The sequence below is a fragment of the Rhizobium sp. AN6A genome, from assembly GCF_900215635.1.
In the GTDB taxonomy this organism is placed as follows: Bacteria; Pseudomonadota; Alphaproteobacteria; order Rhizobiales; family Rhizobiaceae; genus Agrobacterium; species Agrobacterium tumefaciens.
Genome location: NZ_OCNC01000004.1, coordinates 1,615,348 through 1,635,465 on the forward strand (window position 1 = coordinate 1,615,348; position 20,118 = coordinate 1,635,465).

Below are 20,118 nucleotides of genomic sequence, written 5' to 3' on the forward strand. Positions count from 1 at the left end.
TTTTTTATCCCGGGAACGTGCCTTGGCAGACGATCAGGACAAGGACAGTAAAACAGAAGACCCAACGGAGAAAAAACTCCGTGATGCGGCGGAAAAGGGCAATCTTCCCTTTTCCCGCGAGGTGCCGATCTTTGCTTCGTCGCTCGCCTTTTACTGCTATCTGGTTTTCTTTTTGCCTGACAGCGCCGGTCGCCTCGGCGTAACGCTGAAGGACCTGTTCGGCCAGCCCGAACAATGGAACCTCAGCACTAGGCCGGACGCCCTGTCGCTGCTTTATTTCCTCGGCACGTCCATGGCCTATCTGCTCATGCCGGCCATGATCATGTTCATCGTCTTCGGCCTTGCCTCCTCGTTTTTCCAGAACCTGCCGTCGCCGGTGCTTGAGAGGGTGCGTCCGCAATGGTCGCGCATCTCGCCCGCAAAGGGGTTCGGCCGCATCTACAGCAAGCAGGGATTTGTGGAATTCGGCAAATCGCTGTTCAAGATCTTGATCGTTTCGATCATCATGTTCCTGTCTCTGCGCGGCGATTTCTACAGTCTCATCGACCTGATGTTCTCCGACCCGCAGGTCATTTTCGTCAGGGTTGTCGAGCTCACCAAAAAGATGATGGTCGTGATTCTCGTTTCGACCGCGCTGCTTGCCGCCGTCGACCTTTTGTGGACGCGCCACCACTGGTTCAGCCAGCTGAAAATGACCAAGCATGAGGTGAAGGAAGAATACAAGCAATCGCAGGGCGACCCGGTGGTCAAAGCCCGCCAGCGTTCGGTCGCCCGTGACCGTGCCCGCCGCCGCATGATCGACAATGTGCCGCGCGCGACACTGGTGATTGCCAACCCGACACACTTTGCAGTGGCGTTGCGTTACGTTCGCGAAGAAGGCGACGCGCCTGTCGTCGTTGCCAAGGGTCAGGACCTTATCGCATTGAAAATCCGCGAGATTGCGGAAAAAAATAATATCCCCGTTTTTGAAGATCCGCCGCTCGCACGCTCCATGTTTGCGCAAGTCTCGATCGATAGTGTGATTCCACCAGCTTTTTACAAGGCTGTGGCTGAGCTCGTTCATCGGGTTTACGCCATGAAGTCATCGAAAATACGGGTTCAATAAAACCAATGAAAAAATCCGCCTATTCTGAAAAGCGGGAAATGATCGTCGCAGAGGCGATCAACCCGATCGCCACCGAACTGCGCCTGCTCGATCCGGCCGACCTGATTTCATTGCTCAGATTCGAGTGCTACGGCAGCATTGCCGACCTCGTCTCGTCGGCCGCGGAGCTTTATTATCATCCGGGCACGATCAATTTCGGTGCCGGTGGCGAATACAGGCTCGAATGGGAAGGGGCGCCGGAGATCGTGCTCGATCTCGAACTGAAACCGCACGGCGCCACGGTTTATGCGCAATTGATTCTGGCCAACGAGCATGCGGCGGTCGAGATCAATCATGTTTCGTTTCAGAACCCTTCGGAAAATCCGGACGAGAACACCGAATTTCTCCGTCAGAGCCTGACGGCTGCCCGATTCGTGCCGGCCCGCCAGGGCGAAGCGGCCTGAACCAGTCCAGCGGACATTTTCATATATTATCCATTGCGCCTTCCGAATTCGCGGGCGCAATGGCTTTATTCGGGCACTTTTTCGCCCGACCTTGCCTGAAGCGTGCCGGTTTATGCAAAACCGGCCTTTGAAGACAAGGAACGCCTTGCAAATCAGCGTTGTTGTTTGATACCTATCGAATTAACGATTTGTTAACGAACGGCAGGTCGCGGTGGCTCTTTTTACCATCGCTGATGCGCATGATGCCTCTGCTCGTTTTCGGCGCAGCGCCGGATTTTTCCTGACAGTACCAATTGGGTGGACCCAATGACCAGCATTTTGACCAATGCGGCGGCGATGGCCGCGCTGCAAACCTTGCGCATGATCGACAAGAATCTCGAGACGACGCAAGCGCGTGTGTCGTCCGGCTACCGTGTCGAAACGGCGGCGGATAATGCCGCCTACTGGTCTATCTCCACAACCATGCGCTCCGACAATGCAGCGCTCTCGGCCGTGCAGGATGCATTGGGACTGGGCGCCGCCAAGGTCGATACGGCCTATGACGCCCTTGCGAACTCGATCGAGGTCGTCAAGAAAATCAAGGAAAAGCTTGTCGCCGCCTATGGCGTCGGGGCTGACCGCGGCAAGATCCAGGACGAAATCAAGCAGCTTCAGGAACAGCTGAAGAGCACGTCGGAATCTGCCTCCTTCTCCGGCGAGAACTGGCTGCAGGCCAGCATCAGCAATGGTGGAACGCCGCCGGTTGTAGAACCCATCACCAAAAAGGTCGTCGCGTCGTTCACGCGCACCGGTTCGGGCAATGTCGGCGTCACCACGGTTGACTATGTGCTGGACGGCAGTGCCGTGCTTTTCGACCTCAGCGGCGGAAAACTCGGTATTCTCGACAAGAGCGCCGTTTTTGTCGCGAAGACGGAACAACAGATCACCCAAACATCGACGACAGCCGGCGTGACCACCAATGCGGGTTACGTCGTCAAGAAATTGACGGACGCGGAAATCGGCACGCTGAATGCGGCGACGCCGGATACGAATACCGACCCGAGCGTCTACAGCAATGGAACGGTGAATTATCTTCGTTTGTCCGAGAATACCTGGGTTAAGGTGACGGCGACCAACCCTTCGAGCGGCACCACCACCGTCGCGGCTGCCTATCGAGACACGGGCAGCAACGATTGGTTCTATGACACGACCGGTGCGCCGACCTCCGTTGCCAGATCCCTCGGTCTTTCCGTCTCCACGCTCGATCTCGACAATCTCGATGTCGTGGCGGCAGCCATGAGCGGTTTTTCGGGTGGCACCACGAACTACACCGCTTCCGACGCCATCGATGTGATGATGAGTTTCGTCGACAAGCAGCTCGAAGCCATGACCAGTACGGCCTCCAGTCTCGGCTCACTACAGAGCCGTATCAACATGCAGGAAAACTTCGTCTCGAGCCTGATGGACGTGATCGACAAGGGTATCGGCCGTCTCGTGGATGCGGATATGAACGAGGAATCGACCAGGCTGAAGGCTCTGCAGACACAGCAGCAGCTCGGCATCCAGGCGCTCTCGATCGCCAATGCCAACGCGCAAAACATCCTTCAGCTCTTCAAGTAAACCGGTGTCGGTCCGGCGGGTTCGGGGGAGTTGGTTGCAAGGTTTCTGAAAACGGGGCCCGCCTTCATCCTCGCACAAGTTTGAACACCTAACGTCGGGGCAATATCGGGTGGATCGCATGGCGTGATCCGGCCGGAAACAATTGAAGAGACGGGCAGGGTAGCAAGGATGACGGTGGTGCCGCCAAACGGCTTTGATCGCAGGCAACGAAACATGTCTCGCCCCTTTGGCCTGTTTTGCCGGGGGCGGGCATGAGCGCGTCCATTGCAAGATATCTCAAGGATTTCGGTGACGTGCAGCCCGCGGGACTGACGTTCGGCGAACCGTTGGCGGATGCCGACGGCATTTCCGGTTTTGGCGATATTGCGGCCGGTTTCGATGAATTCGTGCCGCTCGACGTCGAAAGCGAAAAACAGGCCGCCTATGCCCGTGGTCACGAGGATGCGACCCGCGAGATAACGGAAAAAATGCAGGCCGAGCGCGAGGAGCTTCTTGCCGCTCATGCCGCAGAACTCGAAGGCTTACGTTCCGTCTATCTGGAAGAAATTGCCGTTTTCCTGTCGCTAAGGCTGCGTGAAGGCATCGATGCGATCGCGACCAATCTCAGCGAACAGACCGCCAATATCCTTGCCCCGGTTCTGACCGAAGAGCTGTCGCTGAAGGCGGTTTCGGCGCTTGCCGATGTCGTTCGCGCTTCCATGCCGGATGGCGAGGCCGTGACCCTTGTCGTGAAAGGCCCGAAAGATTTGTTTGAGCAGCTGAAGACGCAGCCGGGCTTTGAAGAAGAGACGATGAAATTTACCGAGACGGCGGATATCGACCTCTCCGTTGAGTTGGGTGAAAGCGTGTTCGTCACGCGCATGTCCGCCTGGGCGTCCAGTCTTCGCAAGGTGATGAAATGAGTGAAGGCGAAAATCACCACCACGGCAAGAACGAGATCATCATCGTCAAACGCCACAAGGGCGGGCACGATGGCGCCCATGGCGGCGCGTGGAAGATCGCTTATGCCGACTTCATGACGGCCATGATGGCGTTCTTCCTCGTCATGTGGCTGGTCAACGCCGCAAACGAGGAAACCAAGGCCTCGGTCGCCAGCTATTTCAATCCGATAAAGCTGTCCGATGAGAAACCCTCGTCCAAGGGGCTGGAAAAGCCCGTGGACAAGGAAGAGGGCGTCGAGAAGAAAGACCAGTCCAACATAAAGGCGGAAAAGGTCACCCAGGGTTCGGCCGCTGCGACAGGTGAAGACCTGACCTCGCAGACCGGGGAGCAGTCGAACTTCTCCGAAGCGGACTTTTTCGAGAATCCCTATTCCGTTCTGGCGGAAATTGCCCAGCAGGTCGGGCAGCAGGCCAATGTCAGCGCCAAGGGCGAGGGTGGCGCTGCCGATTCCGGCCCGGCGACAGGTGCGAGCGGCGGTGAGGCTTACCGCGATCCCTTCGATCCCGATTTCTGGACCCAGCAGGTGAAGATCACACGTGCGGACCAGCAGCAAAATCCGGTCGAACAGCAGCAATCTGCCGAGAACAAGCAGCAGGACGCTGCCAAGGATAATGAAGCGGTTGCGGCTAAATCGTCTCAGCAGCCAGCCGATGGTGCAGATCACGGCAAGGCCATGGAAGTCGCCGCCGTGGTGCCGCAGCAGCGGCCGGGTGCAGCCGAGCAGGCAGCACTTACGCAGCCTCAGCCGGAGCAGCAGCAGCAAGGTACTGCTGCGCAGAAGGAAGAGGCCAACGAGCTGCGTGAAGAGATCGAGAAGCAGATATCCGGCATCAGCGGCAAGCTCGCCGAAGGTCTGGTGGTGACGCCCGCCGAAGGCGGATTGCTGTTGACCATTTCCGACCAGACGGAAACGCCGATGTTCAATGTCGGATCGGCTGTACCCCGCGGCGAAATGGTCCTGGCCATGGAGAAGATCGGCAAGTTGCTTCAGGAGCGTGGCGGCAGCGTGGTGATCCGCGGCCATACCGATGGACGCCAGTTCAAGGGTGAGGCCAATGACAATTGGCGGCTTTCCATGGACCGCGCGCATAGCGCCTATTACATGCTGGTTCGCGGCGGCCTGTCGGAAGAGCGGGTGAAACAGGTTTCGGGTTTTGCGGACCGCAGATTGCAGGTGCCGGCAGACCCGCTGGCGAATGCGAACCGCCGCATCGAAATCCTGCTTGAGGCCGATCGGGGGTGAGTGTGACGAAATCCTCGAAACGTTGGGTTTTTCTTGCGGCGACACTGTGTGGTCTCGGTGCCGAACCGGCAAAAGTTTTTGCGCAATCGCAAGACAACCTCATGCCCTATGCCATGTTGCGGTCCCTGCAGTTCGTGCAGGATTCGGTCACCATGGGAGACCATTCGGCAACCGAAATGCAGCGGTTTCTGCTCCAGACGATCGACGAGCGGCTTAAGAGCGCGCCTTCGGCGATATTCAAGGATCCGCGCAATGTCGATGCGGCACTTGTCTACGCGATGAGCGGCGGTAATCCGGCCACGCTCGAATTGCTCGTCGCGCGGGATGTGGACGGCAATTTCGACAGCCGCGTCGCCGATATTCTGCGCAAATATCTGTCCGGCAAGGGAACGCTGGTCGCGCAGAGCATCGCGGCCATGGTGCCGGAGTATCGCGGCACGAGAATTGGCGCCTATCTTGCACTGATCGGCGGTAATGTGACGATCCCACGCGATCCGGTGGCTGCCCTCGGTTTCTATGACATAGCCCGGCTCGAAGCGCCCGGTACCATCGTGGAGGAGGCTGCACTCCGCCGCTCGCTTGCCATCGCCGTTGAAGATGGCGATGCCGGGCGTGGCGTCGAATATGCACAGCGTTACGCGCGGCGGTTCCTGCATTCGCCCTACGCCAGCCAGTTCGCGGACCTTCTGGTCTCACTGGTGGTCAAACGTGTCGATTCCATCGGGCACGACACGATAGAGGAAACATTCGCCATGATGGACGCGGAGAGGCAGAAGGAAGCATATCTGCGCCTGTCCCGTCTCGCGGCGATCAGCGGCAAGGATTCGCTGGCGCGCATGGCGGCGCTGAAGGCGAAGGCGCTGTCGCCGGATATGCCGGATCAGCCGCAAGTGCAGGCAAATCTCTATGAAAGCCTCTCCAATATCGGCACGCCCGATGTGGTGAGCGCGATTGAAACAATCGGGCAAATTCCCGAGGCACAGCTTTCGGATCGCGACAGGGCCCTGCGGGACGCGGCAAGGGCAATCGCCGACCAGGTAGTTCGTCCGCCTTCCCCGCAGCCTGGCGCCGATCCCGGTGTCATGGCAGGGCAGGGGGCCGGGTCGGGCGCGCCCGCGAATGAGGCGGCCAGTGCCGAGACCAAGGGCATATGGAGAGTTGAAAACCACAAGGCTGAGGATGAGGGCGAGAACGTCCGGCAACTCGTGACGAGCGGCCGCAGTAAGCTCGATGAAATCGACAGCCTTTTGAAGAAAGGCGAGGGGGCACCATGATCGACGCAACCATCAACGCGATAGTGAATGCACCATATAACGATCCGCGCGCTGGCAGCGCCAGTGTGAGGGACGACGCCAAAGGCGGAAGTTTCGGCGACACCCTCGCGACGGTCAGGGAAGAGCGCCCGCCGCAGGCACCGTATTCGCGTCATCAGCAGGAAGCGGGATCGGCTGAGGAGCAGCATGCGCAACCGGATGACGATGCTGAAAAGACGGATGTGCCGGTCAAGCGGCCCCAGAGCTTCCTGAACGTGATCGTCAAGGACCATTCCGGAGAAGGCCATGGTCACGAGGCCTTGGCGGAGCTTCAGAATGCGATTAAGACGGCGCACACATCGCCTGAAAACGGCAAACCTGGCAAGAAGGTCAAGGACGCCGACAAGGAGAACCAGACAGCGGCGGATGCAATCGATCCGAAGCTGGCAGAGCTGCAGACGCTCACGGCCAATGTCGGCGATATCGTGACAGCCAAGACGCCCCTTGAGGAAATTGCGCAGGCGATTGCCGGCAAGGCCGATGTCAAATCCGACAAGGTCGAAACGGTCAGGGGTAAGGCCGAGCCTCTGGCGAAGGACATGCACGCACGGACCGAGCTTGCCGGAAACGAAGCCGGATCCGGATCGGGCACTGAAGGCGACGCCTCGGCATTCCGCTTCGCATCTCCTCGTTCCGGCACGGCCCGCGCTCTCGATATGAGTACGGTTCAGCGCGATGGCCGCGTCGAGTTCGATGCCCGGGAAAGCAGTGGCAAGGCGACCGAGACGATTACCGTTCTCGATTCGCGGCGGTTCATTGGTCTGGCACCTTCATCCAACGCCTCGGCTCTGACCGGCCTCATCGCCAATGATTCTGAATGGGTTAGCGCCATGCAGCCCGGGTCGTCGCTGTCCAATGAGGCGGCCCAGAGCAGCACTGGCAAAGTCGTCCATACGCTGAAGCTGCACATGACTCCGATCGAGCTGGGATCGGTGACGATGTCGTTGCGTCTTGCCGGCGATGAGCTTGCCGTTCACATGACGGTGGAGAACGTGGCCGCCTACAAAAAGCTTCAGCAGGACAGCAACAGCATCCTTGAGGGCCTCAAGGCGCAGGGTCTGACAGTCGATAACATCACGATCAGCATTGCTTCTTCTGACAAGAGTGACCAAACGGGCACACAAGCCAACAATCAGCAAAATCAGCAGGCGCAGCAGCAGGGCCAACAGGCCGCCGCAGGGCGCAACCGTGACGAGTCCGGCGCACGCGGCGGACGGCAGGGCAATGGTGATAATTTGGGGGTGCATAATGAAGGCATGGATGGCGCTCTTGGCTCTGCCCGCACTTCTGCTGACAACGGCGTTTACCTCTGAAAACGCCTCCGCTTCGGCAACGTCAGGTGTCTGTGAAAGGGAAATTCAGTCCGCCGCCCGTAAATACGGCGTGCCGGAGGGAATTCTCTATTCTGTCGGCCTGACCGAGACCGGTCGCAAGGGTCGGCTTGACCCCAACGCCATGAATATTGAGGGAAAACCGGTATTTGCCTCCTCCACCGAGGAGGCGTTGACCACTTTCGAGACGGCGAAGCGCAACGGCGCCAAGCTGATCGACCTCGGATGCATGCAGATAAACCACTATTTCCATGGCGAAAACTTCACATCCGCGCGTGAAATGTTCGATCCGCGCCGCAATGTCGAATATGCCGCCATGTTCCTGCGCAATCTCCACAACAGGCACGAAACCTGGACCATGGCGGTCGCCCGCTATCATGCCGGCCCCAACAACGACCCGGCTCAAAAGAAATATGTATGCCGGGTGATCGCCAATCTGGTGGCGACAGGCTACGGAAAATGGACCGCCAACGCGAAAAATTTCTGCGACGGATAGCAACCATTGATTGTTTTGATACGGTCAAGGACTCGCAATTTGAAATGTGGCGAGAGAAAGCCCTAAAAAAGGCGCCGCAAGCGATTTTTTCGGATTTTTGAAATTTTTACACAAAAATTTTGTACCGTATATGGTTAACAACCACTATATATAGATCAAATCGGCACAAAATAGTTAATCAATTATTAATATCTATCGATGATTTCCTACAGTTGTCGCTGAATCCCCCGATTCGTACCAATGCCGCATTGGAAAACACCACACTGATTCGGAGGCGGACGAATGATCGTAGTGGTTGATGAGCGCGAGCTCGTTAAAGACGGCTATACTTCTCTATTTGGGCGTGAGGGCATCCCCTCGACCGGTTTCGATCCGGTCGAATTCGGGGAATGGGTCTCGACGGCAGCGGACAGCGATCTGGCGGCCGTAGAGGCATTCCTGATCGGTCAGGGCGACCGGAGCTTCTCCTTGCCAAAGGCGATCAGGGATCGCACGACGGCACCGGTGATCGCGGTCAGCGACCAGCCCTCGCTGGAATCGACGCTGGCGCTGTTCGACAGCGGCGTCGACGATGTCGTGCGCAAGCCGGTTCACCCCCGTGAAATCCTTGCGCGTGCGGCGGCGATCCGTCGTCGCCTGCAGGTCATCTCGAATTTCACCGATGCGGGACCGATCCGGGTTTTCTCCGACGGTCGTGATCCCGAAGTCGGTGGCGAGGTCTTTGCCTTGCCGCGGCGCGAGCGCCGCATCCTTGAATATTTGATTGTCAATCGCGGACGCCGCGTTTCCAAGGCGCAGATTTTCAATGCCATCTACGGCATCTTCGATGATGACGTCGAAGAGAACGTCGTGGAAAGCCACATCAGCAAGCTACGTAAGAAGCTGCGCAAGAAGCTCGGTTACGATCCGGTCGATTCCAAGCGTTTCCTCGGTTACAGCATTGATTGGCAATAATTCATTCATCCGCGTGGTCTTTTTCAAACGCGGTATTTCAGACAGCTTCACGCAAGCCAAACGCTTTACCTTCTCCCTGAAGATGACCACGAGGGTTTTTGAATGAGTATTTTCGGCACTATGCGAACCGGTGTGTCCGGCATGAATGCACAGGCTAACAAGCTGGGAACCGTTGGCGACAACATCGCCAACGCAAGCACCACCGGCTACAAGCGCGCATCGACGTCGTTCTCTTCGCTCGTTCTGCCCTCCTCGTCGGGCAGCTATGCCTCCGGCGGCGTGCAGTCCAACGTTCGCTACAGCATTTCGGAGCAGGGCAACCTGTCCTACACGACGTCGAGCACCGATCTTGCCATTCAGGGCAACGGCTTCTTCGTGGTTCAGGATGGAGCAGGCACGCCTTACCTCACAAGAGCCGGCTCTTTCGTGAAGAATGCGGAAGGGTATCTGGAAAACTCTGCTGGCTTCCAGCTGATGGGCTACCCTTATGGATCCAACCCGCCAGCTGCCGTCGTCAACGGTTTTACCGGTCTCGAGGCTATCAATGTCAACAACTTCGGCCTGACTGCATCGGCGTCCACACAGGGTAGCTTCCCGGCCAACCTGAACCGCGATGAAGATCCGGTTGCTGCGGGTTCGCGTCCGAGTAACAACGTCGCTACTTCGACAATCGGTGCCAAGACGTCGCTGACGGCGTTCGATAGCGGCGGTGCAAAGGTACTCTACGATTTCTACTATACCAAGACCGCTGCAAACACCTGGGAAGTGGCGGTTTATCGTCAGGACCAGTCCACGAATGGTGGTTTCCCATACACGGCAACAGCACCTGCTACGCTGGTCCAGGGAACTGTGTCGCTGACATTCGACCCGGCCACCAACAAGCTTACGACTGCGTCTCCCAAATCGATCACCATCAACGATAGCAACAGCGGCGTTGCACAGTCGATCAATATCGACCTGTCTGATATGTCGCAGTTCTCATCGAAGTTCACGCCCGGCACCGCGATCCTGAACGGCAATGGTCCGAGCCAGATCAAGGATGTCGAAATCGGCAAGGACGGCGTGGTGACGGCAGTCTACCAGGATGGTGGCCGCCGCAACATCTACCAGCTGGCGCTGGCAACCGTGCCGAGCGTCGACAACCTCAGCCCGCAGAACGGCAACGTCTATCTGCCCAGCAATGAGTCAGGTGTCGTCACCATCGGTTTCGCGCAGACGGGCAGCTTCGGCTACATCCAGAAAGGTGCGCTGGAAGGTTCGAACGTCGATATCGCCAGCGAACTCACCGACATGATTGAATCCCAGCGTATCTATACTGCGAATTCGAAAGTCTTCCAGACCGGGTCGGATTTGATGGATGTCCTGATCAATCTGAAGAGATAGTAATTCTCACGAGGACAAATGAATGTCGCTCACGTCAGCAATGAATACTGCGCAGTCGATCTTCAACAATACAGGTAAGCAGACGGACGTTACCTCGAAAAACATTGCCAATGTCGGTAATGCGAACTACGTCAAGCGAACCGCCATTCTCGGCACGACCATGTCCGGTGCAAGTATTGTCGCCAACGGTCGTGCCCAGAATGAGAGCCTCCTGAGGCAGACGATCTCCAGTGCATCCCTCGCTTCCGGCCAGAAAACCGTTCTGACCGGGCTCGAGGAGATGAAAAGCCTTTTTGGCGGCAACGATTACGAGAGTTCGCCTGCCACCTATATGAAGGAACTGCTGAAGAGCCTTGACGGTTACGCCTCAAAGCCGAGCGATTCCGCGCTTGCGGCGACGGCGGTTACATCCGCCGTGGACGTCGCCAATTCCCTGAACAAGGCTTCGTCCGAACTGCAGGCGATGCGCCTGCGTGCCGACAAGGAAATGTCCCTTCAGGTCGACAAGCTGAACGGCCTGCTCGCGAAATTCGAGGAAGCCAATAACGAGGTCAAGGCGCAGACCGCGATCGGCGGCAATCCAAGTGATGCTCTCGACCAGCGCGAGACGCTGCTGAAGGACATTTCGTCCATTATCGGGATCAACGTCGTCAATCGTGAAAACAACGACGTGGCGCTCTACACGGCGGATGGCGCGACCCTGTTCGAAGTCGTGCCGCGCAAGGTTACTTTCAAGGCGCAGCCGGGCTACGACGCGACGGTCACGGGGAACGCGATCTACGTTGATGGCGTCGCGATCAAGGCGAGCAGCGGCAGCAACACGACAGCGGAAGGTTCGCTTCAGGGTCTGATGCAGGTTCGTGACGACCTGGCGCCAACCATGCAGAGCCAGCTCGACGAAATTGCGCGCGGCCTCATCACCATGTTTGCGGAAAAGCCGGCCAGCCCGACCAGCACGCTGCCGAAGATGCCAGGCCTCTTCACCTACGGCTCGCCTGCGGCCACAACCATTCCGGCAAGCGGTGTTGTCTCTCCCGGGCTCGCTGCGAGCATTACCGTCAACCCTGCGTTAATTATTTCCAAAGGTGGAAACCCGGAATTGTTGCGCGACGGCGGTATCAACGGTACCGCTTATGTAATCAACAGCACAACTTCGGGCGGAACCGGGTTTTCCGCACTGATCGACAGCTATGTCACTGCTTTTGACGCGCCCATGAATTTTGCCGCGTCGACACGTATCGATACGAATACAAGCATCCTGAAATACGGCACCAACTCGGTGGGGTGGCTCGAACAGGAACGATCCGGCGCAACTTCGGCGAACGAAGCGAAAAGCGCGCTTTATGAGCGCTCCGCCTCCTCCTATTCGAACAACACTGCCGTCAGCCTGGATGAGGAGCTTTCGCTGCTCATGGATATCGAGCAATCCTACAAGGCCGCCACGAAGCTGGTGACCACCATCGACGACATGCTCAAGTCGCTGATGGATATGGTGAGGTAATAGATGAAAACGTCCTTCATTTCATCGCTGGCGATGCAGAACAGCATGCGCAGCACCATCCTCAAGGCCCAGCTTGAGATGACGAACCTCAATACCGAGCTGACCACGGGCAAACATGCGGACCTGGGCGTGACGCTGGGTGCCAACACGGCCCGCAGTCTTGACCTTAATCGCGATGTCGATCGTCTCTCTTCGCTCGTCAGCGTCAATTCCATCGCCACGCAGCGCCTCAAATCCTCTCAGGCGGCACTTGATGGCATGGCAAAGGCAGCCCAGGAAATTCAGAAGGTTCTTGTTCCGAATACCAGCAGCGCAGCACCAACGCTGGCAACGGTCGCCAAAACCATTTCGAATGCGTTCAACACCTTCACCGGTTTTGCCAATACGGCAGTCAGTGGCGAATTTCTGTTTTCCGGCATCAATACGGATGTGAAGCCTATCGACGACTACTTTGCCGAAGGATCGACGCTGAAGGCAGCCTATGAGGTTGAGCTGAACGCATTCATGGCGGCACAGACACCTGCGGTCGGTAATATTGCCGACCTGTCCAAGGATCAGGCCGCGGCGTTCATGACCCGTATCGAAGGCGTGTTCAACGGTACTACGCCGGTTACGAACCCACCGCACAGCGATCTGACGGCCGGCCAGAATTACGATTTCTGGACGACCTATGGGTCGAAGGCGAGCGACACGAACATGACGAGCCGCATCAGCCAGAACGAGGTGGTCGAGACATCGACCAACAGCAACTCGCAGGGCATGCGTTATTTCGCGATGACAGCAATGACGGCGATGACGTTCCTTGATGACAAGGTCCCAAGCGACGTTCGCGAGTTGGTGGCAACCAGGTCGGTGACCAATATAGGCACGGTCATTAGTGGTTTGAACCAGCAGCAGAGCCAGCTCGGCCTTTCCGAAAGCCGTGTTTCGAAAGCGAACGACTCGCTCGCCGCCCAGAAAAAGATCATCGAGACTCATCTGCTGGATATCGAGGGGATCGATACCTACGAGGTGAAGACACGCCTGGATCTGCTCCAGCAGCAGATTGAAATTGCCTACAGCCTTACGTCGCGTCTGCAAAAAATGAGTCTGGTAAACTACCTCTGATGAACAGGGGTGGCGGCAGATAAAGGATACATGAATGTACCAGTTTTCCTACGCCGAAATCATGGAGGATGGTGTCGCAGACGCGAAGGATCGCGAGCGGCAGGCGTTGACAAAATCGATCGATCTACTGGTGGAGGCAAAGGATTCCTCTTCCCAGCGCCACACGATCGAAGCGCTTTTTTACACTCGACGGGTCTGGATCCGCTTCATTGAGGACCTCAAGCAGCCCGAAAACCAGCTGGCCATGGAACTCAGGGCAAATCTGATTTCGATCGCGATCTGGATTTTGAAAGAGTGCGAACTGATCCGGAAACGTCAGTCGACGAATTTCCAGGGTATAATTGACGTGACAACCATCATCAGGGATGGACTGAAATGAAAAGTACACTTCGAATCTCGCTGAAATCGGGCGAAAAGATTTTCATCAACGGCGCGGTTTTGCGGGTGGATCGCAAGGTGGCCCTCGAATTCCTGAACGATGTCACGTTCCTGCTTGAAAACCACGTCCTGCAGCCGGAGCAGGCGACGACGCCGCTCAGACAGCTTTATTTCATCGCCCAGATGATCCTCATCAATCCGGAAGGACGCGAACAGTCGACGAACTTGTTCCGCAAATCCGTGAGCATGCTGCTGAATTGCTTCCAGCATGAGGAGATTCTGGCCGAACTCAAGCGTATCGACGGTCTGGTTGCCTCGGGTAAGGCTTTCGAAGCGCTGAAGGCCATTCGTGGCCTGTACCCGACCGAGGAAAAGATCCTCAACAATCAGGAAATGACCCCCGCAACGATCGAACAGATTCGCAAGGAGATCGCACCATGGCGGTAGATGCAGTCACGTCGGCAGCCTCTAACCCCTGGGCAAATGCCGGGGCGAGCAGCAACGACAAAAGCGCGGCGTCGCTTAACTACGATAGCTTCCTGAAGCTTCTCATTGCCCAGATGAAAAACCAGGATCCGACCAGCCCGATGGATGCCGGCCAGCAGATGTCGCAGCTGGCGAGCTTCTCGCAGGTCGAGCAGACGATCAAGACCAACACCCATCTGAAGAGCATGCTGCAGGCCGAAGCCCTGACGCGCGCTTCCGACCTGGTTGGCAAGACGGTCAAGAGCGCCGACGACAAGGTCACCGGCGTGGTAAAGGAAGTCGAAGTCTATTCGGACGGCGTCGTCGCCATCACAGAAGCTGGTGACAAAGTGCTGCTGCAGGCCGGTGTGACCTTCTCGAACGGTCCGATCGCGACTACACCTGATAGCGGCACCGATTCGGATGTGCCGGCAGGTTCCTGACATTGACGAGGCGGCATGACGCCGCCTTTCCGGAATAAAGGATGCGACGATGAACGAGGCCGATGCGCTTGATATCATGCAGGCGGCAGTCTGGACTGTTCTCGTCGCGGCCGGTCCCGCCGTTCTCGCGGCCATGATCGTCGGTGTCGCCATCGCCTTCATTCAGGCCCTGACCCAGGTTCAGGAAATGACGCTGACCTTCGTCCCTAAAATCGTAACGATCATGATCGTTCTCGGCGTTGCCGCCCCTTTCGTGGGCGCGCAGATCGCCCTTTTTTCCAATCTCGTCTTTTCTAGGGTTCAGTCGGGCTTCTGACGCCCGTCCCGTCTGGATGCCATCCTCGCGCAAGCTTCAGCGACTAGGGATAGGCTGAAGCATCGGGCTGAATTGCGTCAGCGATTTTAGAAAACCGGTGCCGCGGAACCGTGCGGCGGCTTTTCCGTCGCCCTTCTCATGAAGAGACAGGACGATTTTATGGCGCAACCACCAGTCATTTCCTTGCCCAAGGTAAGCCCGAGCATGCGGGATGTCGGTTTCGCATTGGGCATCGTATCGATCCTCTGCGTGCTGTTCCTGCCCATTCCGGTCGTTCTGGTGGATGTCGGGCTGGCCTTTTCCATAGCACTTTCGGTCCTCATCCTCATGGTGGCGCTCTGGATCCAGCGTCCGCTGGATTTCTCGTCTTTTCCAACCGTGCTGCTGATCGCGACCATGATTCGCCTGTCGCTGAACATTGCGACGACGCGTGTCATCCTTTCGCACGGCAACGAGGGGCCGACGGCGGCGGGCGGCGTGATTGCGGGCTTCTCCAGCCTCGTCATGTCCGGCGACTTCGTGATCGGTCTGATCGTCTTTCTGATCCTGATCACCGTCAACTTCATCGTTATCACCAAGGGTGCCACCCGTATCGCCGAAGTCGGCGCGCGCTTCACACTGGATGCCATTCCCGGCAAGCAGATGTCGATCGATGCGGATTTGTCCGCCGGCATCATCGATGAAAAGGAAGCGCAACGCCGCCGCCGCGAGCTGGAGGAGGAAAGCTCGTTCTTCGGTTCGATGGACGGTGCCTCGAAGTTCGTACGCGGCGATGCGATCGCCGGCCTGATCATCACCGCGATCAATATTTTCGGCGGCATCATCATCGGTTACTTCCGCCATGGCATGCCGATCGGCGAGGCTGCCGATGTTTTCGTGAAGCTTTCGGTCGGCGACGGTATCGTTTCGCAGATCCCGGCCCTTATCGTGTCGCTGGCGGCTGGCCTTCTGGTGTCGCGCGGCGGCACCTCGGGATCGACGGATCAGGCCGTCATCAATCAGCTGAGCGGATATCCGCGTGCCTTGATGGTCGCAGCCATGCTGATGGGGCTTCTTGCCGTCATGCCGGGATTGCCCTTCCTGCCCTTCACGCTTTTGGGCGGCATCATGGCCTTCGGCAGCTGGTATATTCCGCGCCAGGTCGAGGCGGAAAGCGCGCAGCGCCGTCAGGAAGAGGAGGACAAGGTTCTCCAGACCAACGAAGCGGAAAAGGACTCCGTCAAGCAGGTCCTCAAGACGTCCGAAATCGAACTTGCCCTCGGCAAGCAGGTTTCGACCCGCCTCCTCGGCGCGCATCAGGAACTGGCTTTCCGTGTCGGCAAGATGCGCAAGAAATTCGCGACCCAATACGGCTTCGTCGTGCCGGAGATCAAGGTCTCCGACGACATCATGATCCCGGAAAAGGCCTACCAGATCCGTGTCCATGGCACGACGATCGCGTCGAGCAATCTGCGTGTCGGCGATGTTCTTGTCGTGACGGGGGCAGGGCGCAAGCCGAGCATTCCGGGCGACGAAATCCGCGAACCCGCCTTCGGCATGCCGGCCGTTTCCATTCTCGAGACATTCACCGAGGATTTGAAGCGCGAAGGTTTCCACCCGATCGACAATGTCTCTGTGGTGCTGACGCATCTGAGCGAAGTCATTCGCAACAATCTGCCGCAATTGCTGTCCTACAAGGACGTCAAGATTCTCATCGACAGGCTGGACCCGGAATACAAGAAGCTTGCCGACGAAATCTGCTCGTCGCACATGTCCTATTCCGGCCTGCAGGCGGTGCTGAAACTGCTGCTCGCCGAACGTGTGTCGATCCGCAACCTGCATCTCATTCTGGAAGCGGTCGCCGAACTTGCACCGCATGTGCGCAAGACCGAGCAGATCGTCGAACATGTACGGGTGCGCATGTCGCAGCAGCTCTGCGGCGATCTGGCCGACAATGGCGTATTGCGTGTGCTTCGCCTCGGCAACAAATGGGACATGGTCTTCCATCAGGCGCTCAAGCGCGATCAAAAGGGCGAAATCGTCGAATTCGATATCGATCCCCGCCATCTCGAGGAATTTTCCGAGCAGGCGTCGAAAGTTATCCGTGAATTCATGGATCGCGGACTACCATTTGTCCTTGTCACGTCGCCGGAAACACGGTCCTATGTGCGCATGATCATCGAACGACTCTTTGCGACCCTGCCGGTTCTCTCGCATGTGGAACTGGCCAAGGGGCTGGAGATCAAGATTCTGGGCGCCATTTCATGATAACCGACCCGCAAGGGACAATTATCGCATTGTTCCTTGCAATTTGCCGTATCGGCGCCTGCTTCATGACCATGCCGGGCTTTTCCAGCTCGCGCATCTCGCCGCAGATACGCATTCTCCTGTGCGTTGCGGTGTCCATGGCGCTTCTGCCGGTACTGTGGGATACGATCTATCCGAAAGTCTCCGGCGCAAGCCAGGGCACCGTTGTCGGCCTCATCTTCACCGAGATCGTCATTGGCGCGATGTACGGGCTGATCGCGCGGTTTTATACGCTCGGCTTCCAGTTCACGGGCGCGCTCATCGGCGCATCTATCGGACTTAGCGCGCCGGGCGGAGCGGATGCCGTTGAAGACGTGCAGGAAAACCAGATATCGAACTTCATCACCTTCGGTGGGCTCATGGTGCTGTTCATCCTGGATTTCCACCATATCGTCCTGCGGGCGCTGATCGATTCCTACGCAACGACACCGGTCGGCGCGCTCATCAGCGGCCAGAAGATGCTGATAACCCTGACAGACACGCTGCGCGCCTCCTTTTCCATCATGCTGCGGCTTGCCAGCCCCTTTGTGATTTACGGCCTGATGTTCAACGTTGCGGTCGGCCTCATCAACAAGCTGGCGCCGCAGATACCGGTCTACTTCATATCGACGCCTTTCGTTCTCGCGGGCGGTATTTTCATGCTTTACCTGTCGATCGCGGCCCTCATCCGGCAATTCGTGGATGGTTTCGGACCGGTCTTCATCGGCTTCTGATCTGGAGAAAACGCCATGGCTTCGGACAAGCGTTCGGCCAAACTCAAGCGCTTGGTAACGGTCCAGCGCCACATGGAGAAAATGGCCGAGGTGGAACTGGCCGACACCACCCGCGTGCGTGCCGAAGTGGCGCAATCCATGGAGAACGTGCTTGAAGCGATGAGTTCCATGGAGCCGGTCCACCAGACGTTCTCCAGGCACTATTCTGATCGTTACGGCCGTCTTGTCGTCAAGGACCGCCAGCTCTCCGGCGTGCAGCAATTGCAGGAAAACAAGGTGCTCAAGGAAAAGACCAAGGCCGACCGGCTGGAGGACAGGATGCATCTCGCCCGCGATCTCGAGGATCGTGAGGCCGACGACAATGCAATCTATGATCTGTTAGAAATCACGAACGCATCCCGGACACCAGCCTCCAGCAAGGTTGGCGATCCATAGTCTGTCCCGTTGTTGCATCGTTGGGCGTCCAGAGAGACGTATTCAGCGATGTTTCTTGATTGAGCGAACGCCCCGGTTTTAATGCCGCCCGTTCGTCAGCTCGGGAGTTCTGGACGTGGCGATATCGGTTATAAGCGATCTGGTGATGGATGTGGTTCGCGCTGCGGACCCTCAGGAAGTGCAGGTCGCCCAGGAAAAATTGAAGGCGAACAAGGCGGCTTTCGCTGCGACGAGCCTTGCCGATTCGGGCAAGGGCTTTGGCGCTGCCATTGATATGCTTGACAGTGCCACTTCGAAGGCAGGTCTCGGTAATACCAACATCCGCTCTGCCCGTACCGAAGTTCCGGAAACATATCGCAAGTATGAGGCTTCCGTGCTTCAGACCTTCGTTGCCAACATGCTGCCGAAAGACAGCGAGGAGGTCTACGGCAAGGGCAACGCCGGCGAGATCTGGAAAAGCATGATGGCGGAACAGTTTGCCGACACGATCTCCAGAAATGGCGGCGTTGGCATTGCGGAACAGGCCTACAAGGATGCGTTGCGGAAAGCCGAGAGCAAAGGCATTACCGACGTATCCATGAATGACAAAGACCATAATGCTGCAATTCGGATGGTGGCGGAGTTCGAAAGGCAGGTCCTCGGCGTTTCCAATGATAAAACGGACGAGGCTTGAGCATGATAAATCATAACGAGGAGACAAGCATGGACCTTATGTCGAACGACCACCGCATCAAATCCGTTCTCGGCCGTCTTGAAATGATCATCGACAATGAGAATGACAATATCGGTAAGGACCCCCAGTTCGATTTCAAAGTCTCCAATGCCCATAAAAGCCGTTGCCTCTATGAGTTGACGATGTTGTTCCGCGATACGCCCCATGAGGAAATCGCCGCCGGACATCTCGATCAGGTGCAGGGCATCAAGTCCAAGCTCGCGACCAATGCCAGCCGCGTCGAGGCGCATCTGAATGCGGTTCGTGCTGTTGCGGATCTTCTCAAGACCGCGATCCAGGAAGCCGATACGGACGGTACCTATTCCCAGGAACAGTTCATGTACGGCGCAGCCTCCTGATGTTGAAGCTTCTTCTCACCGGCGTCTGGGTTTGCGCCGTCACGCTCGGCGCGGTGTATTTCTCCGTCCAGATGGCGACGGCCCCCTCGTCGGGAGATGAGGCGGGGGCGAAAAAGGCAAGTCTGCAACTGGTCAAAGGCGAAAGCATCACCATCCCCGTCATCAATGACGGTGGTGTGAACGGTTATTTCCTCAGCCGCATTTCCTTGCGTGTCGACAAGGACAAGATGGCGAAGATCGAACTGCCCGCAACGCAATTGATGACCGACGAACTGTTCACGCTTCTGGCGGGTTCTTCCATGGTCAACATCGCCAATATCTCCACCTTCGATCCTGATGTCTTCAAGCAGCGCATCCGCGAGGGGCTGAACAAGAAACTTGGCGACGAGGTGGTCGGGGACGTCCTGATCGAGCAGCTCGATTATCTGTCGAAGGCCGATATTCGCGAGCAAAAGGGCAACGGCTCGCCCCGTTCGGTCAAGCTTGTCGAAGGCGAGAAAGTCGACACCGGAAAAGAAGCGGCCCCAAGCCACTAACGGCGGCGAGGTGCAGGCCACCGGTCTGGTTAATCGCCCCTTTCTATTTTCCGGAATA

At 57.4% G+C, this 20,118-nt stretch carries 22 protein-coding genes; all 22 read left to right on the forward strand.

What is annotated here, in order from left to right; genetic code table 11:
- Positions 1-22: 22 nt before the first annotated feature.
- The 22 genes from flhB to CRO62_RS20555 all read left to right on the forward strand — a co-directional run bounded on the left by flhB (position 23) and on the right by CRO62_RS20555 (position 20,060).
- Positions 23-1,105, forward strand: a complete 1,083-nt coding sequence (flhB, locus tag CRO62_RS20445) for a flagellar biosynthesis protein FlhB (RefSeq protein ID WP_097101508.1) — start codon at positions 23-25, stop codon at positions 1,103-1,105.
- Between the two features lie 5 nt (positions 1,106-1,110).
- The gene (locus CRO62_RS20450) at positions 1,111-1,548 is read left to right on the forward strand and encodes a hypothetical protein (RefSeq protein ID WP_097101511.1); all 438 of its coding nucleotides are present in this window, start codon (positions 1,111-1,113) and stop codon (positions 1,546-1,548) included.
- Positions 1,549-1,854: 306 nt separating this feature from the next.
- Positions 1,855-3,147: a flagellin gene (locus CRO62_RS20460; protein WP_065703820.1), complete on the forward strand. Its 1,293-nt coding sequence runs from the start codon at positions 1,855-1,857 to the stop codon at positions 3,145-3,147.
- A 251-nt stretch (positions 3,148-3,398) separates the two neighbouring features.
- A complete protein-coding gene (locus tag CRO62_RS20465; protein WP_097101513.1) occupies positions 3,399-4,049 on the forward strand; it encodes a hypothetical protein in 651 nt (216 codons plus the stop codon).
- Complete coding sequence (locus CRO62_RS20470) at positions 4,046-5,332, forward strand: MotB family protein (RefSeq protein WP_097101514.1); 1,287 nt, start codon at positions 4,046-4,048, stop codon at positions 5,330-5,332. The genes CRO62_RS20465 and CRO62_RS20470 overlap by 4 nt, the downstream gene beginning before the upstream one ends.
- Entirely contained in the window at positions 5,329-6,606 is a 1,278-nt protein-coding gene (gene motC / locus CRO62_RS20475) for a chemotaxis protein MotC (RefSeq protein ID WP_097101516.1), read from the forward strand. The genes CRO62_RS20470 and motC overlap by 4 nt, the downstream gene beginning before the upstream one ends.
- A complete protein-coding gene (locus CRO62_RS20480; RefSeq protein WP_097101518.1) occupies positions 6,603-7,958 on the forward strand; it encodes a flagellar hook-length control protein FliK in 1,356 nt (451 codons plus the stop codon). The genes motC and CRO62_RS20480 overlap by 4 nt, the downstream gene beginning before the upstream one ends.
- Positions 7,906-8,472, forward strand: a complete 567-nt coding sequence (locus tag CRO62_RS20485) for a lytic transglycosylase domain-containing protein (RefSeq protein ID WP_019564301.1) — start codon at positions 7,906-7,908, stop codon at positions 8,470-8,472. Before CRO62_RS20480 ends, CRO62_RS20485 begins: the two co-directional genes overlap by 53 nt.
- A gap of 282 nt (positions 8,473-8,754) precedes the next feature.
- A complete protein-coding gene (gene rem / locus CRO62_RS20490; protein WP_097101519.1) occupies positions 8,755-9,426 on the forward strand; it encodes a transcriptional activator Rem in 672 nt (223 codons plus the stop codon).
- Positions 9,427-9,528: 102 nt separating this feature from the next.
- Complete coding sequence (locus CRO62_RS20495; protein WP_097101521.1) at positions 9,529-10,809, forward strand: flagellar hook protein FlgE; 1,281 nt, start codon at positions 9,529-9,531, stop codon at positions 10,807-10,809.
- 22 nt (positions 10,810-10,831) lie between these two features.
- Positions 10,832-12,310: a flagellar hook-associated protein FlgK gene (gene flgK / locus CRO62_RS20500; protein ID WP_097101523.1), complete on the forward strand. Its 1,479-nt coding sequence runs from the start codon at positions 10,832-10,834 to the stop codon at positions 12,308-12,310.
- Positions 12,311-12,313: 3 nt separating this feature from the next.
- Positions 12,314-13,417 carry a flagellar hook-associated family protein gene (locus tag CRO62_RS20505; RefSeq protein ID WP_003515111.1) on the forward strand — a complete coding sequence of 368 codons (1,104 nt, stop codon included), beginning with the start codon at positions 12,314-12,316 and terminating at the stop codon, positions 13,415-13,417.
- Positions 13,418-13,451: 34 nt separating this feature from the next.
- Positions 13,452-13,796 carry a flagellar biosynthesis regulator FlaF gene (gene flaF / locus CRO62_RS20510; protein ID WP_003515112.1) on the forward strand — a complete coding sequence of 115 codons (345 nt, stop codon included), beginning with the start codon at positions 13,452-13,454 and terminating at the stop codon, positions 13,794-13,796.
- Positions 13,793-14,242 carry a flagellar biosynthesis repressor FlbT gene (gene flbT / locus CRO62_RS20515; RefSeq protein WP_003515113.1) on the forward strand — a complete coding sequence of 150 codons (450 nt, stop codon included), beginning with the start codon at positions 13,793-13,795 and terminating at the stop codon, positions 14,240-14,242. Before flaF ends, flbT begins: the two co-directional genes overlap by 4 nt.
- Positions 14,233-14,703, forward strand: a complete 471-nt coding sequence (gene flgD / locus CRO62_RS20520) for a flagellar hook assembly protein FlgD (protein ID WP_003515114.1) — start codon at positions 14,233-14,235, stop codon at positions 14,701-14,703. The genes flbT and flgD overlap by 10 nt, the downstream gene beginning before the upstream one ends.
- A gap of 49 nt (positions 14,704-14,752) precedes the next feature.
- Positions 14,753-15,019, forward strand: a complete 267-nt coding sequence (locus tag CRO62_RS20525) for a flagellar biosynthetic protein FliQ (protein ID WP_003515115.1) — start codon at positions 14,753-14,755, stop codon at positions 15,017-15,019.
- 159 nt (positions 15,020-15,178) lie between these two features.
- Positions 15,179-17,266, forward strand: coding sequence for a flagellar biosynthesis protein FlhA (flhA, locus tag CRO62_RS20530; protein ID WP_003515116.1), 2,088 nt, complete (start codon positions 15,179-15,181; stop codon positions 17,264-17,266).
- Positions 17,263-18,018 (forward strand): flagellar biosynthetic protein FliR, encoded by a 756-nt coding sequence (gene fliR, locus CRO62_RS20535; RefSeq protein WP_097101525.1) that lies wholly within the window; start codon positions 17,263-17,265, stop codon positions 18,016-18,018. Before flhA ends, fliR begins: the two co-directional genes overlap by 4 nt.
- Positions 18,019-18,033: 15 nt before the next feature.
- On the forward strand, positions 18,034-18,453 hold the full coding sequence (locus tag CRO62_RS20540; protein WP_003515120.1) for a hypothetical protein: 420 nt from the start codon (positions 18,034-18,036) through the stop codon (positions 18,451-18,453).
- A 115-nt stretch (positions 18,454-18,568) separates the two neighbouring features.
- Complete coding sequence (locus tag CRO62_RS20545; RefSeq protein ID WP_003515121.1) at positions 18,569-19,126, forward strand: rod-binding protein; 558 nt, start codon at positions 18,569-18,571, stop codon at positions 19,124-19,126.
- 29 nt (positions 19,127-19,155) lie between these two features.
- Entirely contained in the window at positions 19,156-19,524 is a 369-nt protein-coding gene (locus tag CRO62_RS20550; protein WP_003515122.1) for a hypothetical protein, read from the forward strand.
- Positions 19,524-20,060: a hypothetical protein gene (locus CRO62_RS20555; protein WP_003515123.1), complete on the forward strand. Its 537-nt coding sequence runs from the start codon at positions 19,524-19,526 to the stop codon at positions 20,058-20,060. The genes CRO62_RS20550 and CRO62_RS20555 overlap by 1 nt, the downstream gene beginning before the upstream one ends.
- The last annotated feature ends 58 nt before the right edge of the window (positions 20,061-20,118 follow it).